Here is a 15,742-nt window from a genome sequence, read left to right on the forward strand (position 1 = left end):
GCTCCGGAACCCGTTCGAGCCGCCGACAGGGCTCGTGACATGCTCGTTCGAGTACGAGGGGGCTCAAGTCACGGGGACACGGGGGGTGTTGAGTCGTGGGTTACACGATTCCCGATGGCGTCGACACGATGCTGGACGTCGTCGGTGTGGGATGGCCGAACGTCGACGAGGACGCGTACCGCGACATGGCGGACTCGCTGCGGGAGTTCGCCGACGACGCCGATGACGACGGGCATTCGGCGCACCAGCACATCCAGCGGCTGGTCTCCTCCGGCAACAGCGAGGCCCTCACCGCCCTGAACGGGCACTGGTCGAAGGTCCAGGGAAAGCACAAGGATCTCGCCAAAGCAGCGCGGATCATCGCCGGAGCGCTGGAGAAGGTCGCGGACATCATCGTGGCCCGGAAGATGGCCGCCGTTGCCGAACTGGCGGATCTGTGCGCCACGGTGGGTCTCGCGCTGGCCGCGGCACCGGTGACGGCGGGACTCTCGTCGCTGCTCGCGGCGGGGAAGATCGCCGCGACGCGTATCGCGTTCAAACGCATACTCAAGGAGATGTCCGAGGCGGCTGTCGAGGAAGTCGTCGCCAAACTGACCGAGCCGGCGGTCGCCTCGCTGGAGAACCTGGTCGCGGATCTGGCGATCGGAGTGGCCGCAGACACGCTCGGCGTCGAAGACGGCAGCGGTAGCGGTAGCGGTAGCGGTGACCAGAGCGGTACGCAACTGGCCTCCGCCGGTGGCGGCGGAGGCACCGGCGGCGACGGCGGCAAGGGCAAACTGCACATCGACCACGGCGAGCACGACAACGCCGGCACGAAGCTCGCCGGTGTCAAGGTCTCGATGAACACCCGGGCGAGCGGGAAGCTGTCCAAGGCCAAGAACCACCACGGACGCGCCAAGGGCAAGGACAGCCTCACCGCCGTACTGGACACGACCATCGACGGCGTGACGGACAAACTCACCAAGGGCCTCAAGGACCTCGGTGACCATGTCGGTGACACCCTCCCCCGGAGCATCAAGAAGATATCCGACGACCACAAGACGAACGAGCAGAAGACGCGCGAGCGCTTCAGGAAGATCGGCGACCCGGACGGCAAGGACCCCGGCGGACGCTCCAGCGGCATGACCGGCGGCCGCAAGGGCTCCAACTCGCCTCACATGAAGCCCAATTCGACACGCGACGCCAAGAACGACCCGGGCGCCGTCTCCCGCTCCGAGCCCAACCGCGTCTGCAAGACCGATCCCGTCGACGTGGCCACCGGCGAGATGATCCTGGCCCAGACGGACCTCGCGCTGCCGGGCGTCCTGCCGCTGGTGCTGCGCCGCACGCACGTCTCCAGCTACCGCTACGGGCAGTGGTTCGGGCCGAGTTGGGCCTCCACGCTGGACGAGCGGCTGGAGCTGGACGACCGCGGCGCGACCTGGGCCCGGGAGGACGGCTCGCTGCTGGTCTACCCCGGACTGCCCCGCGGGGACGGTGAGCAGGTCTGGCCGGTCGAGGGCGACCGGCTGCCGCTGACCTGGGCGGAGGAGACGCCCCTGGGCGATGTCACCTACACGGTGACCGACCCGCACACGGGCCACACCCGCCGCTTCACCGGCAACCCGTACAAGGGCGGCCTGTACTGGCTGGCGGCGATCGAGGACCGCAACGGCAACGGCATCGAGATCACCCGCGGCGAGGACGGCCTGCCTGCCACGGTCGTCCACGACGGCGGCTACTCGGTGCGGATCACCACCGACGCCGAACTGGGCCGCGTGACCGGCATCTCGCTGCGCACGCCGGACGGTCTCGTCCGCGTGATGTCCTACGGCTACGACCTGCCGGGCAACCTGGACGCGGTCACCAACTCCAGTGACATTCCGCTTCGGTTCATCTACGACGACGAGCGCCGCGTCGTCTCCTGGACCGACCGCAACGACTCCACCTACGGCTACGTCTACGACACCTCCGGCCGTGTAGCGGAGACCGTCGGGCCCGAGGGCTTCCTCTCCTCCCGCTTCACCTACGACACCGACAACCGCGTCACCCACTACACCGACTCCACCGGTGCCGTGACCGTCCTCCACCTCAACGAGTGGCGCCAGGTCATCGCCGAGACCGACCCGGGCGGCAATACCGTCCGCCAGGAATGGGACCGCTACGACCGGCTGCTGTCCCGCACCGCCCCCCTCGGCCACACCACCCGCCTGGACTACGACGAGGCCGGCAACCTCACAGCCGTCCACCTCCCCGACGGCAGCACCTCCACCGCCACCTACAACTCCCTGAACGTTCCGGTGGAGTTGACCGGCCCCGACGGCACGGTGTGGCTGCAGGCCTGGGACGAGTGCGGCAACAACACCTCCGTCACGGCGCCCGACGGGGCCACGACCCTCTTCACGCACGACGAGACAGGCGCGGTCACCACGGTCACCGATCCGACCGGCACGGCCCGCCGCTTCGCCAACGACCAGGCAGGGCTGCCGGTCTCGGCCACGGACGCGCTGGGCAACACCGCCGAGGCGGCACGGGACGCCTTCGGCAGGCTGACGCGGATGACCGACCCGACAGGTGCGGTCACCCTCATGGAGTGGACGCCCGAGGGGAAACCTTCCCGACGCGTCGCCCCCGACGGCACGACGGAATCCTGGACCTGGGACGGCGAGGGCAACTGCCTCACGCACACCGACGCGGGCGGCGGCGTCACCGCCTTCGAGTACACCCACTTCGACAAGATCGCGGCTCGCACGACGCCCGACGGTGTGCGCTACGAGTTCGGCTACGACACCGAACTGCGCCTCACCCGCGTCCTCAACCCCCAGGGCCTCACCTGGACCTACACCTTCGACACGGCCGGACGCCTGATATCCGAGACCGACTTCGACGACCGCACGGTCGGCTACGAACGGGACGCGGCCGGACGGATCGCCGCACGCACCACCCCGCTCGGTCAGGGAATACGCCACACCTATGACGCGCTCGGCCGCCTTGTCGAGAAGGACGCCGACGGAGTCCGCACCGCCTACGTCTACGACAGCGCCGGCCAGTTGACATCCGCGGCCTCCCCCACCTCCTCGCTCAGCTTCGAACGCGACGCCGTGGGTCGGCTGCTGTCCGAGACGGCCGACGGCCGCACCACCCGCTTCACCTACGACGCGGCAGGCCGCCGCTCCTCCCGCACCACACCTACCGGCGCCGTCACCCACCTCACCTACGACGACGCGGGCAACCGCACCCGCCTCGACTCCCACAACCACGAACTGGCCTTCTCCCACGACGAACTCGGCCGTGAGATCGAGCGCGCCTTCGGCCCCGCCACCGGACCGGTCACCCTCACCACGAGCTGGGACGCCGTCGGGCGACCGACCGAACAGTCACTGGCGACACAGGCCAGGACGCTGCGCTCACGCGGGTACTCCTACCGCCCCGACAGCCACCTCACCGCCATAACCGATCAACTGACCGGCCGCACACGCTCCTTCGGCCTCGACCCGGTGGGACGTCCCCTGTCCGTCACGGCGGAGAACTGGACCGAGAGCTACGCCTACGACGCGGCCGGCAATCAGACCAGCGCCGACTGGCCCGAGCGCGCACGCCACACCGAGGCCCGCGGCGAACGCACCTACAACGGCACACGGCTGCTCAGCGCCGGAGCCGTCCGCTACGAACACGACGCCGCCGGCCGCCTCACCCTCCGTCAGAAGCAACGCCTGTCGAAGAAGCCCGACACCTGGCGCTACCAGTGGGACGCCGAGGACCGCCTCGTCTCCTGCACCACCCCGGACGGCACCGTCTGGACCTACACCTACGACCCGCTCGGCCGCCGCACCGCCAAGTACCGCCTGGCCGCCGACGGTTCAGCAGCCGAAGCGATCCACTTCACCTGGGACGGCACACGCCTCGCAGAACAGTCCACACCCGCCAACGGCGTCACCCTCACCTGGGACCACGAGGGCCACCGCCCCCTCACCCAGCTGGAGCGCCGCCTCGACCACGCAGGCACCGCAGACCAGACCGAGATCGACTCCCGTTTCTTCGCCATCGTCACCGACCTCGTCGGTACCCCCACCGAACTCGTCGACGAGACAGGCGAGATCGCCTGGCACTCCCGCACCACACTGTGGGGCACCACCACCCACAACCGAGGCGCCACCGCCCACACCCCACTCCGCTTCCCCGGCCAGTACGCCGACCCCGAAACCGGCCTCACTACAACTACTTCCGCCACTACGACCCAGACACCGCCCGCTACGCCACTCCCGACCCCCTCGGCCTGGCACCCGCCCCGAACCCGGCGACGTACGTCCACAACCCCCACACCTGGGAGGATGCTCTCGGGCTGGCGCCTGAAGGCTGCGGCACCTCGGGGAACGTACCCGTATATCGCAAGCAAACAGACCATCCGCAGAGTCAACGCGTACACATAGGCGAGAACGGGGAAGTGACCATCACGGGAAAGAATCATCTGTATGTCAACATGAGCGGTGAGATTCGACATACGCAGGAATTCCGCGGCGATGGCGGGCAGATCGTCACCTTCGACATCTCCCCGGAGTTCCGTGAACGAGTTCGCAGGGATGCCGTTCCGCAGGAGCAACCAGTGGATCTTGGTTTCACCCCCGCGGAATGGAAGGAAATCAAGAAGATCTACCCTGAGATCTCCGACCCCTCAAAGGGAAGCGATCTGTACGGGATCCCTGGCAGTATGCTCGATGAGCTGCGGAGGAACATCGTTCCCGGTTCAGGGCGAGTGATACAAGCAGAATGAGAGGTCAGCACTTCCATGATCCATGACGTTGCCAGTGTGAGTCTGGAACTCCGGAGAATTGATCGAGGGCCGCAGCTCGACGAAACTCCGCCCGTACTTTCATTTTTCGATGTCTCCACCGACGGCGATGCCTCTGCATACACAGATCGGCTGCGTGAGCCGATGCGAGTGGGCCTGACATTGGGCATGACCGTCGATTTCACTGATGACGACCTCCCAACCGAGGGGCTTCCCGACTGGTTCATCGACATCAGCGGGAATCTTTTCTCACAGGCGCCAGAGTTCGCCAAGCTTGGGAGGGAGCGTTTCTTGCAACTGCCCGGCAGTGGACCGTGGGACCTACAGAGCTGGCTTTTCAGGTTCGCCCCCGACGAAGAGTCGAGAGGGTGGGCATGGTGGGATGCGACTATCGTCGGCGATTGCAAAGTGCGTATCTGGGTTGATAGTTGGGGCGAGTCCTTCTTCGGCTGCAACGACCTTCGCTGGGTCGCTTACTGCGCGGGCGCAAAAAACGTAGACGGGCCGCATCTCGCGCAGACTGAAGAATGGGCGGCAGCCTCTGTTCGGTCGAGCGAAGGACAGTCGTGAGACAGCCCAGAGATGATGGGCCACGAATGGTCCGCGCCAAGTACACAAGCAGCACCATTACCGTGTACCAGGCCTACTCGGCAGAGATCGCCGATACAGCTCTGCGCGCCGGCACTTTCGTCGCACCGTTCAAGCGTGACCGGATGACGTGGATCAAGCCCTCATTCCTGTGGATGATGCACAGATCCGCATGGGCAACGAACCCCCAGCAGGAAAGAGTGCTTGCCGTGGAAATTTCCCGCACTGGATTCGAGTGGGCGCTGGCGAATTCCAGCCTCACTCACTACGACATGTCAGTGCATGAAGGAATCGAGGAATGGAGACGCGAGAAAGATGCCAGTCCGGTACGCGTGCAGTGGGACCCGGGGCGATCCATCGACCTGGAGCGGGAGTCACGCAGGGCAGTCCAGGTCGGCCTGTCCGGAAAAGCCGTTGACGAATATCTTGACCGCTGGATCGTCGGCATGTTGGACGTGACCGGTCTTGCTCACTCAATTCGTGCCGACGTGGAGAGTGGCAGGTTCGAGCATGCCAGGGCCAGGCTGCCGCGCGAGTCGCCCTACCCGCTTCCGGGTTCGATCTGCCGCAGAATCGGTGCCGATTCGTAGCTCTGACACGGTCAGTTCGCAGTGGGCCGCTCATCGCCAAAGCACGCCCAGCCTGAGGAACTTCGGCCGTGGCGGTGGACTGGGAAAGCGGAACAGGGGCCGTTGACCGGCCTCTTGGGGCGCTCATTCCTCCCAGACCGGCACCAGCGGGAGGCCGCGGGCGGTGCGCTCCTGATCCACTACGCGCTGGATCAGCTCCGTCTTGCGCTTGGTGTACGCGAGTCCGGCCTCTTCCTCGGCGGCGAGGCGCCGCTTCATCTCGCCGTATTCGGCAGCCACTTGAGGATGAGCCCGAAGATGGTCGCGGAAGAGCCGCTCGTTCCGCGTGTCCCAGGTGTCGGCGGTGACGATGTGCAGGTGGTTGCTGAGCTCTCCGACGCCGCTCGGCCGGCGGTAGAACAGCCGCCCGGGCATGCCCGTCTCCTGAAGCCGGTAGCCGAGCCGTTCCAGCGCTGCCCTCCGGTCGGAGGTCACGTCCTCCAGGCTCGGCACTGACGCCATCAGGTCGATCACCGGCTTGGCGGTCAGGCCCGGCACGGACGTGCTGCCCACATGCTCGGCGTTCCGGAACAGTCCGGGCAGCGCATCGGTCAGCTCCGCCATGGCCTGTGCTGCCTGTCCGGGCCAGCGCGGGTCGTACTCCGCGATGTCGACTACCATCCGCGCATTCTATGAGCGCCGGAGCCGGTCGCCTCGCGTGGCGGGACGGTCTGCCCGTGACAACGTGATCATGGTGCGGCCCAGCCGTTGCGGGCGAGTCCGGCAGGCTGTGGCGGAGACCGTCCGGCCGGAAGGGCACCGACCGCCCTCCGGCGACCGCCGGCTGTCAGACCCGCCGGAGAGACTGGACGCCCGGAGTCGCCGAGCACGCAGAGAGCCCCCACATGATCACCACCCTCGCCGTCGAGAACTACCGGTCCCTGAGCCGGCTTGTCGTCTCCCTCGACAGGCTCAACGTCGTCACCGGCGCGAACGGCACCGGCAAGTCCAGCCTCTACCGCGCGCTGCGTCTTCTCGCCGACTCCGCGCGCGGCGGGGCCGTCGCGGCGCTCGCCCGTGAGGGCGGGCTGCGCTCCACGCTGTGGGCCGGCGCTCAGGACCCTGCGCAGGGCGGGGGCCGCAGCGGTCCCGTGGGGCTGCGGCTCGGCTTCGCCGGGGACGAGTTCGGCTACGCGGTCGACTTCGGACATCCGGTTCCGTCGGGGTCGCTCTTCGACCTCGACCCGGAGATCAAGTGCGAGTCCACGTGGGCGGGGCCTGTGCTGCGTCCGGCTGCTCTGCTCTCGGAGCGCAAGGGCCCGTTCGTGCGTACGCGCACCGCGGAGGGCGGCTGGCACCGCTCTGCGAACGAACTGCGCCCGTACGACAGCATGCTGAGCGAGTTCGCCGACCCGCAGCTCGCCCCGGACCTGCTGCGGCTGCGGGAGCACATCAGGTCCTGGCGGTTCTACGACCACGTGCGCACCGACGCCCGCGCGCCCGCCCGTGGCGCACAGATCGGTACGCGTACGCCGGTGCTGAGCCACGACGGCGCGGACCTGGCGGCGGCGCTCCAGACCGTCGTGGAGATCGGGGACGGAAAGGCGCTGGAGAGCGCCGTGGACGCCGCGTTCCCCGGCAGCCGTGTGGAGATCGGCAGCCAGGGGGGACGTGTGGAGCTGTTGCTGCACCAGCCGGGGCTGCTGCGTCCGCTCGGTGCCGCCGAGCTCTCGGACGGCACCCTGCGCTATCTGCTGTGGGCGGCTGCTCTGCTCACGCCCCGGCCGCCCGCGCTGCTGGTGCTCAACGAGCCGGAGTCCAGCCTCCATCCGGAACTGCTGGCGCCGCTGGCGGAGTTGATCCTCACCGCGGCACGTGACACGCAGATCGTGGTGGTCACCCACGCCGGGGAACTGGCCGGGCAGCTCGGCCGCGGCGCGGGCCGGCACAGGCTCGACGTCAACGCGATGGAACTGGTCAAGGACGAGCTGGGCCGCACGGAAGTGGCCGGGCGGGAAGGCTTGTTGGACCAGCCCCCGTGGCACTGGCCGAAGCGCTGAGTGGCGCCGTCCCCGGCCGGCCCGGACCGGGAGCGGAGGCCGGTACCGCTCCCGGGCCCGCAGCCGTATCCGCGCTCCCCGTTCCGGCCCTCACCTGCGCGGACGGGCGCTTGCCGGGCAGGTAACGGGGCCCAGGCAGGTGGCGGGGCCCGTCAGCCGGGCAGGGAAGCGAGCCAGCCGGTCAGCAGCCTGTTGACCTCCTCGGGGCGTTCCTGCTGGATCCAGTGCCCGCAGCCTTCGAGGACGTGCGACGAGTGCAGGCCGGGCAGAGTGGCGGGGAACGCCTCGATCGCCTCAGCCATCCAGGTCGTGGAGGCGTCCAGGGCTCCGCCGAGGAACAGGGACGGCTGGGTGACGGGGGCGCCGTCGAAGCGGGCGAGGTCCTCCCAGTCCCGGTCCATGTTCCGGTAGCGGTTGAGCGGCCCTGTCATTCCGCTCCGCTCGAACTCTCCCGCGTAGACGTCGAGATCGTCCTCGGTGAGCCAGGCGGGCAGCGGTCCGGCGGGGAAGCGGTCCCGCATCCGCCCGCCCGGGCTCACGAAGTGCGGGTCCGCTGCCCCGGGCCCCTGCATGGTGTCGCCGGACAGCGCGGTGAAGATCCCGGCGATCCAGCCCCGGACATCGGGCTCGATCTCGGCTTCGGCCTTGCCGGGCTCCTGGAAGTGGGAGACATAGAACTCCTCGTCGCCGCCCATCCGTTCGAAGACATCGCTGGGCCGGGGGCCTCCGTGCGGGGCGTAGGGCACGCTCAGCATGGCGACCGCCCGGAAGACGTCCGGCCTGATGAGCGCGGCGTCGGCAGCCGTGACCGAACCCCAGTCGTGGCCCACCACCACCGCCTGCCTCTCGCCGAGGGCGTGCACCACGGCGACGGCGTCCTCGACGAGTTCGAGCATCCGGTACGCCGCCACGGCGCCGGGCTTGGACGAGCGTCCGTAGCCGCGGACGTCGACGGCGACCGCCCGGTGCCCGGTGGCGGCCAGTGCCGGAAGCTGGTGACGCCAGGAGTACCAGGACTCGGGAAATCCGTGCAGCAGCAGGACGAGCGGCCCGCTGCCCTGTTCCACCAGATGCGTCCGGCCCGCGGGCGAGGGCACGAGCCGGTGTGTGCCTTCCGTGGCCTGGGCTTGCTGCGCCATTGATCCTCCGGGGTTCGCGAACGGTACCTGTGCCGGGTGCCGTGCCCGGCGTGGGGCGTCGGGGCGGCGCACGGGCGGGCCCGCGAGTGTCGCAGCGAGCCGCCTCCTGCCGGCGGAACGAGCTTGCCCGCAACGGCGTCCCCCTCGCGAACCTTGTCGCGGTTTCGGCAAATCATCGCGGCCAGGACGGACGGACCTGCCGACCGGGTCCGGGCGCTCCTGTTCTTACCCCGGCGTCTTGTGGGCACGCATCGTACGTGATTCAGTGGCTCATCCACTGAGTCACTGAGGAGGCTGACCGCCCGTGGAGACGCTGCCACGCGAGACGATCGTCGACGTACTGGAGAACCGGCTGCGCGAGGAGATCCTCACCGGAGCGCATCCGCCCGGGAGTTATCTGCCCCCCGAGCGCGAACTGGCCGACGGCTACGGCGTCACCCGCACCACCCTCAAGCACGCCTTCGGACGCCTGCAGCAGTCCGGGCTGCTGGAGACGCGCCACGGAGTGGGCACCCGCGTACGGGACTTCGTACGCCTCGGCGGTGCGGACCTGCTGCCGATGCTGGTGCGGCACAGCCCCGACTGGCTGGGCGAGATATTCGAAGTGCGGCGCGGCATCGGCGCGTTGATAGCCGAGCGCGCGGCGGTGAAGGCCACCGCCGCGCAGCGCGAGGAGCTGCGTTCGCTGCTGGCCGGGGTCGCGGCGGCGGAAGGCGGGGGCGACGTGCAGCTCGCCGACATCGAGGTGCACCGCGCGCTCGCCCGCGCGACCGGCAACCGGGTCTACACGCTGCTGACGAACACGCTCTTCAACGCCTATGTACCGATGCGCGCCCACCTCGTGGGCCCGTTCCTGGACGCGGACGAGGCCCACGCCCGGCTGGAACCCGTGGTCACGGCGGTCGCGGAAGGCGATGCCGGGGCGGCGCGCGCGGCGGCGGACGCCTATCTCACCGCCACCGAGCGGATCATGCTCGACGGTCTCGGGATCGGATGATGGGCACCCGGGGAACCGTGTTCACGGAGACCATGGCCGGTCACGTCCTGCTGACCGGTGAGACCGAGCGACGACGGATGCGTCTCGACCTGACGGTGCGCTCGGACGAGGTGCTGCTGCCCCACCGTACGACTCCGGCACGGGCGGGCGGCCAGGTGAGGATCGCGGGATGGGCCGACGATCCGTACGCCCGGGGCGAGTTGGAGATCTCCCCGCTGGCCGCGCGGCGTATCCGCTACCGGATCGGCTTCACCGCCGACGGCCGCCGCTACGAACTCGACGGCTGGAAGTCGGTCTCCCCCGTCCGCCCGGTGAGGTCGATGACGGTGCTTCCCTTCTCTCTGCTGGAGGACGGCGAGGAGACCGGCCACGGGACGCTGCACTTCCCCCTGGCGACTCAACTGGTGCCCTTCCTGGCGAGTTTCCGCTTCCCCCACGTCTCCCGCGACGGTGTCTCCCGCACCCGGAACGCCCAGGACCCCCACGGCCGTCTCGCGCCGCGCTGGAAGGGCGAGCCGGGACGTACGGAGGTCTGGTACACGACGCTGACCGACCCGGTCACCGGCACCGGCCTGTGGCTGCACCACGAACTCGTCGCGCCCGCCGACGGCTCCGGCGCGTACGCCCACGGCTGGGTGGCGCGCTTCCCCGCCGACGGCGGACTCCCCGTCGAACACGCGCGGTTCGGGCCGGAGCCCTACGAGCCCGGGCCGGACCGGGACGGTTTCGCCGCCGACGGTGTGGAGGCGGGCCCCGGCCGGCTGCAAGGCCGGGCGGGCCCGTTCCGCTGGGAGCTGTCCGAACACCCCCGGGGCGGGCCGCTGTTCACCTTCCCACGCTGGGCGTGGCGGCGCCCCCTGCTCCCCGCGGCGCAGATCCTCCCCGCGTCCCGCGCCTCCTACACCGGCACCTTCTCCCACGAGAGCGGCGAACTGCGTCTGGAGGGCGCGCCCGGCGCGACCGCCCGCATCTACGGGCACGGCAACGCCCGCCGCTGGGCGTGGCTGCACGCGGACCTCGGCGGCGGAGACGTGCTGGAGATCGTCGCCGCCACCTCGATGCGTCCGGGGCTGCGCGCTCTGCCGCCGCTGGTGTTCCTGCGGCTGCTCAAGGACGGCCGTACCTGGCCGCGGCGCGCGGAGCGCAGCGCCGTCGGCTGGGCCGGGCTGGGGCGCTTCCGTGCGCGCGTCGGCCTGCCCACGTGGAGGGTCCAGGGGCGGAGCGGACTGCGCCGCATCCGCGTGGAGGTCACCCAGCCCGAGGAGCGCACGCTCGCACTGGACTACACCGACCCCGACGGGAGCGGCGCCGTGTGCCGCAACAGCGAGACGGCCGACGCCCGCGTGCTGCTGGAGCGCTGGTGGGGCCACTGGCGCAGGGAGGCGGAGTGGTCCCTGCGGGGAACGGCGCACGCGGAGGTCGGTGACCGGTGAGTGACCGACTCGGCGGCCTGGTCGCCGCCCTCCTCGCCGACGACGGCAGCAGGACCTGGCCGGGAGCCGTCCCGCACCGCCTCGATGCCGTGCTGCGTTCGATGCCGGCAGTGGCCAGGGCCGGGGTGCGGGCCACCGCGGCGGCCGTCGACGTCTACGCCGCGCTGACCGCCGGACGCACCCTGCGCGGGCTCACCCCCCACGAGCGGCAGACCGTGCTGGCCTCGCTCGCCGCCCGTCCCTCGCTGCTGCCGGTGCTGGACGCGGTGAAGGTCCCGGTGATGCTCGCCGCCGGCACCGAGCGGATGCTCCACGAGGAAGCGGCCCCTGCCCGGCCGGTGCCCGCTGCCGACCCGCCCCTGGACTGTGTGCCCTCACCGCAGTGGCCCGACCGCTCCACGGCGGACGCCGTGGTGGTCGGTTCGGGCGCGGGCGGGGCCGTGGCGGCCCGCACCCTCGCCCGTGCCGGGATGCGGGTCGTCGTGCTGGAGGAGGGACGGCGGCACACCACCGCCGACTTCGGCAGCAGGGCACCGCTGGACCGGTTCGCCGAGCTCTACCGGGACGGCGGCGGAACCGTCGCAGTGGGCAGTCCGCCGGTCGTGCTGCCCGTCGGCCGCGCCGTCGGCGGCACCACGGTCGTCAACTCCGGTACGTGCTACCGCACTCCGGACCGAGTGCTGAGCCGCTGGCACACCGCGTACGGGCTCGCCCTGGCCGACGCCGGCGCCTTCGGCGCGTGCCTCGACGAGGTCGAACGCACCCTGCGGGTGGGCACACAGCCCCTGGACGTCCTCGGCGGCAACGGACGCACCGCTCTGCTCGGCGCCGAACGCCTCGGCTGGCAGGCGGGCCCGCTGCGCCGCAACGCGCCCGGCTGCAAGGGGTCCTGTCAGTGCGTCGTCGGCTGCCCGACGGGCGCCAAGCAGAGCGTCCAGCTGTCCGTGCTGCCGGACGCGTGTGCCGCCGGAGCCCGGATCGTCACCTCTGCGGACGTACGGCGCGTACTCGTCGAACGCGACCGCCCCGGCGGCGCCCGGGCCTGCGGGGTGGCGGTACGGCGGCCGGACGGCAGCGAGCTGGAGATCCTCGCCCCGCTGGTGGTGGTCGCGGCGGGAGCGCTGAACTCCCCGCCGCTGCTGCGCCGTTCGGGTCTGGGCCGCCACCCGGCGCTGGGCGGGAACCTCGCGGTCCATCCGGCGACGAGTGTCGCGGGACGCTTCGCGGAGCCCGTCACCTCCTGGCGCGGCGTGCTGCAGAGCGTCGGTGTGGAGGAGCTGCACGGCGACGGCATCCTGATCGAGGCGACCGCCGGGCCTCCGGGCATGGGCTCGTTCGTACTGCCCGGTGTGGGACAGGAGTTGCGTGCCGAGCTGGAGGACGCCGCCTCGCTCGCGACACTCGGTGCGATGATCGCCGACCGTCCCTCGGGGAGGGTCCTGGGCGCGCGCCGTACCGTGCTGCGTTACGATCTCGCCCCCGGCGACGGGCAGCGGCTGCTGCGGGCGACCGAGGCGATGGGCCGGCTGCTGTTCGCGGCCGGTGCGCACGAGGTCCTCACCGGTGTCCCGGCCGCCCCCCGCGCCCGTTCCGTGGACGAACTCCGGTCGCTGCTGCGCGGGGTGACGGCACGGCAGCTCCATCTGTCGGCCTTCCACCCCACCGGAACGGTCGCTCTCGGTGCCGACCCGCAGGCCGCCCCGGCGGACGCGCAGGGATGGCTGCGGGGCGTGCACGGTGTGCTGATCGCGGACGGTTCGGCGCTGCCCAGCTGCCCGGAGGTCAATCCGCAGCTGACCGTCATGGCCCTCGCGCTGGCTGTCACCGGGGGCGCGGTCGGCGGGAATTGACGGCACCGCGTGCCGTTTTTTTCCGAACGTGCGTGACCTGCTGGGTTATTGGCACCATGGAGGTGTGCGCCGAGCCGTGACGATACGGGGAGAAGAATGAAGAAGAGGAAACTGGCCGTGCGACTCGCAGCCCCCTGCGCGCTCGCAGTCGCCGCGATAGCGATTCCGTCGCTGAGCGGTACGGCGCAGGCCGGAGCGATCTGCACCGTGGTGCACGACCTCGCGCCGCGCTACGCGGAGGACCGGGCGAACAGCAACATCGTCGGCACTCTGCAGGCGGGCCAGGAAGTCGCCGCGACCGGCCCGTTCAACATGTGGCACATCGCCGGGGCCGAGAACGGGGAGCCCCTCGGCTACATGCAGCGGGACGACCTGACGTGCAGCGGAGGCTGACCCGCTCACCGCTCCCGGCTTCACCTCTCCTCCCCTTCCTCTCCCCCCGGGGGCGGCGGGCCGGGGCGCCGCCGCCGCGTGCCGGGGGCGCCGGGGCACGCATACATGCGCACGCTTGCGCACAGGAAATACACGCCCCCCGACCGCGGCCCCGGCCCGTCACCCGTCCGGTCGGGGCCCGCAGGCAGGTCACCCGTCCGGCCGGGGCCCGCAGGCAGGTCACCCGTCCGGCCGGGTCAGCAGCACACGGGGCAGGAACCTCTCCCGGTACGCGGCCCGGTGTGCGGAGGCGGCCGGGTCGCCGACGTGCAGGGGGCTGCTGCGCGGCCGTACGGCGGCGGGGTCCAGGCCCAGGGCCGCACCGCCCCAGGCGGCCGCTCCCAGAGCCGGCGCCTCCGGTTCCGCGCAGACCTCGGTCGTCCACGGGGTGACTGCGGCCTTGAGAGCCGTCCAGGTGCGCTGGCGCGTGGAGCCGCCGAGCAGCGTGACCGTCCCCGGGGTCACGCCGGCCAGCTCGGCCTGCACGTCCGCCATCCAGCGCGCCTGGTACGCGGCGCCCTCCAGCAGAGCCAGGGCGAGGTCGGCGGGCCCGTGCCGGGCGGCCATGCCGTGCACGGCCAGCCGGGCACCGGGGTCGGGCCGGGGGGCGCTGCGTCCGTGCAGATAGGGCTCGACGGTGATGCCGGTGGGCAGCCCCGGCATCGCGCCCTCCCCCTCACAGCCGCGCGCCACGAGACGCGCGAAGTCGCGGTACAGGGCTCCGGATTCGCCCTCGCACCGTGCCGCATCTGCGTTCCTGCCCACCGCCGCGCCGGCCGCACCGCCCCGCGGGTGCAGGAAGCGGTCGCAGAACCACTCCACGAGCGCCCCCGAGCTGGACATACCCGCGAGGGTGACCCAGTGCTCACCGTCCGCGTGCCTACCCCACGACATCCCTTCGGCTGCCGCGGCCGCCGGCTGCGGCGGCTCGGCGGTCACGGTGAGGAGTGCCTCGGCGGTCCCCATGGAGTCGGCGGCCCTGCCGGGGGCCCGTGCTCCCGCCGTCCATGCGCCCACGAGGTGATCGTGCCCGGCGACGACGACGTGTGCGCCGGCGCGCAGCCCGAGCGAACGTGCGACGGATCTGGTCACGCCTCCGACAGGCACGCCGGGCCCGTGCACGTGCGGCATGTGCACGGGGGTCAACCCCGCCTCGTCGAGCAGTTCGGCGCTCCAGCGGCCCTGGCCTCCCGGACACGGGCGCGTGCCCGTACCTGCGCCCGTGCCGGTGCCGGTGCCGGTGCCTGTCCCCCCGTCCGTCGGCGTTCCCTGGCCGTGCTCCCAGGCCATCGTGCGCTGCGCGAAGGTCGCATCGGTGCCGACGCGGCCCGTCAGCGCCCTTGCCACCAGGTCCGCGGCGCCAGCCCACTGCCGCATCCGGCTCAGCATCTCCGGGTGCTCCGCGCGCAGCCAGCACCAGCGCGCCAGGGGCACCTTGGCACTGGGCAGGACACCGGTGCGGGCGTGCAGCTCCGCGGCTCCCCTGCTGCGGCGCAGCCGTTCGGCGTGCGGGGCGGGCGCCGGGTCGGACCAGGCCAGGACCGGCCCGAGAGGCACCCCGTGCCTGTCGAGCGGTACGCCCGTCTCGGCCATGCCCGTCAGCCCCACGGTGTCGGGCGCGCGTCCGGCGATCCGTACGCAGTCGGTGAGCGCGCCGAGCGCGGCGGCGGTCAGCTCCCCGGCGTCATGGGTGAGACCGTCCGTGCCGCGGGGGGTGCGACGCCGTGCACGGGCGACCACGGTGCCGTCGGGCGTGCACAGCAGCGCCTTGCAGTGGGTGCTGCCGATGTCGATGCCGGCGAGAAGCGGCGGCCGGGACGGGGCGCCCGCTCTGGCCCCGTTGCCGGTTCCGGTGCTGTTCGTAGCGGCTGCGTTCGCGTCGCTGGTCATGTCACCTCCTCCCCGT

At 71.1% G+C, this 15,742-nt stretch carries 11 protein-coding genes and 1 pseudogene; 9 read left to right on the forward strand and 3 right to left on the reverse strand.

The window, feature by feature from the left end:
- Positions 1-95: 95 nt before the first annotated feature.
- The 4 genes and pseudogenes from H343_RS28740 to H343_RS0103585 all read left to right on the forward strand — a co-directional run.
- Positions 96-4,330, forward strand: a pseudogene (locus H343_RS28740) (DUF6531 domain-containing protein); the annotation flags it as partial.
- 93 nt (positions 4,331-4,423) lie between these two features.
- Positions 4,424-4,750, forward strand: coding sequence for a hypothetical protein (locus tag H343_RS35775; RefSeq protein ID WP_486586799.1), 327 nt, complete (start codon positions 4,424-4,426; stop codon positions 4,748-4,750).
- Positions 4,751-4,786: 36 nt separating this feature from the next.
- Positions 4,787-5,338, forward strand: coding sequence for a hypothetical protein (locus H343_RS33855; protein ID WP_486586771.1), 552 nt, complete (start codon positions 4,787-4,789; stop codon positions 5,336-5,338).
- Between the two features lie 26 nt (positions 5,339-5,364).
- The gene (locus H343_RS0103585) at positions 5,365-5,946 is read left to right on the forward strand and encodes a DUF4291 domain-containing protein (protein ID WP_037902270.1); all 582 of its coding nucleotides are present in this window, start codon (positions 5,365-5,367) and stop codon (positions 5,944-5,946) included.
- Between the two features lie 123 nt (positions 5,947-6,069).
- Here the strand turns inward: H343_RS0103585 and H343_RS0103590 are convergent, their stop codons facing one another.
- A complete protein-coding gene (locus H343_RS0103590; RefSeq protein ID WP_028430008.1) occupies positions 6,070-6,606 on the reverse strand; it encodes a GrpB family protein in 537 nt (178 codons plus the stop codon).
- Between the two features lie 224 nt (positions 6,607-6,830).
- Here H343_RS0103590 and H343_RS0103595 point away from each other — a divergent pair, with 224 nt between their 5' ends.
- Entirely contained in the window at positions 6,831-7,985 is a 1,155-nt protein-coding gene (locus H343_RS0103595) for an AAA family ATPase (protein WP_028430009.1), read from the forward strand.
- 152 nt (positions 7,986-8,137) lie between these two features.
- Here the strand turns inward: H343_RS0103595 and H343_RS0103600 are convergent, their stop codons facing one another.
- Positions 8,138-9,124 carry an alpha/beta fold hydrolase gene (locus H343_RS0103600; RefSeq protein ID WP_028430010.1) on the reverse strand — a complete coding sequence of 329 codons (987 nt, stop codon included), beginning with the start codon at positions 9,122-9,124 and terminating at the stop codon, positions 8,138-8,140.
- Between the two features lie 304 nt (positions 9,125-9,428).
- On the opposite strand from H343_RS0103600, the gene H343_RS0103605 reads away from it, so the two are divergent.
- From H343_RS0103605 to H343_RS0103620, 4 genes are all read left to right on the forward strand, one after another.
- Positions 9,429-10,121, forward strand: coding sequence for a GntR family transcriptional regulator (locus H343_RS0103605; RefSeq protein ID WP_028430011.1), 693 nt, complete (start codon positions 9,429-9,431; stop codon positions 10,119-10,121).
- Between the two features lie 17 nt (positions 10,122-10,138).
- A complete protein-coding gene (locus tag H343_RS0103610; protein ID WP_486586772.1) occupies positions 10,139-11,554 on the forward strand; it encodes a hypothetical protein in 1,416 nt (471 codons plus the stop codon).
- Positions 11,551-13,404 carry a GMC family oxidoreductase gene (locus H343_RS0103615; protein ID WP_028430013.1) on the forward strand — a complete coding sequence of 618 codons (1,854 nt, stop codon included), beginning with the start codon at positions 11,551-11,553 and terminating at the stop codon, positions 13,402-13,404. The genes H343_RS0103610 and H343_RS0103615 overlap by 4 nt, the downstream gene beginning before the upstream one ends.
- 96 nt (positions 13,405-13,500) lie before the next feature.
- Positions 13,501-13,797, forward strand: a complete 297-nt coding sequence (locus tag H343_RS0103620) for a hypothetical protein (protein ID WP_028430014.1) — start codon at positions 13,501-13,503, stop codon at positions 13,795-13,797.
- Between the two features lie 219 nt (positions 13,798-14,016).
- Here the strand turns inward: H343_RS0103620 and H343_RS28745 are convergent, their stop codons facing one another.
- Positions 14,017-15,726 (reverse strand): FGGY family carbohydrate kinase, encoded by a 1,710-nt coding sequence (locus H343_RS28745; protein WP_037902273.1) that lies wholly within the window; start codon positions 15,724-15,726, stop codon positions 14,017-14,019.
- Positions 15,727-15,742: the final 16 nt, after the last annotated feature.

This window comes from Streptomyces sp. TAA204 (assembly GCF_000424965.1).

What these genes read in the sequence shown, in the direction of transcription:
- H343_RS0103595 (WP_028430009.1), top strand. Translation starts at nt 6,831, where the DNA reads ATGATCACCACCCTCGCCGTCGAGAACTACCGGTCCCTGAGCCGGCTT.
- H343_RS0103600 (WP_028430010.1), bottom strand. Translation starts at nt 9,124, where the DNA reads ATGGCGCAGCAAGCCCAGGCCACGGAAGGCACACACCGGCTCGTGCCC.
- H343_RS28745 (WP_037902273.1), bottom strand. Translation starts at nt 15,726, where the DNA reads ATGACCAGCGACGCGAACGCAGCCGCTACGAACAGCACCGGAACCGGC.
- H343_RS0103620 (WP_028430014.1), top strand. Translation starts at nt 13,501, where the DNA reads ATGAAGAAGAGGAAACTGGCCGTGCGACTCGCAGCCCCCTGCGCGCTC.
- H343_RS0103585 (WP_037902270.1), top strand. Translation starts at nt 5,365, where the DNA reads ATGGTCCGCGCCAAGTACACAAGCAGCACCATTACCGTGTACCAGGCC.
- H343_RS0103590 (WP_028430008.1), bottom strand. Translation starts at nt 6,606, where the DNA reads ATGGTAGTCGACATCGCGGAGTACGACCCGCGCTGGCCCGGACAGGCA.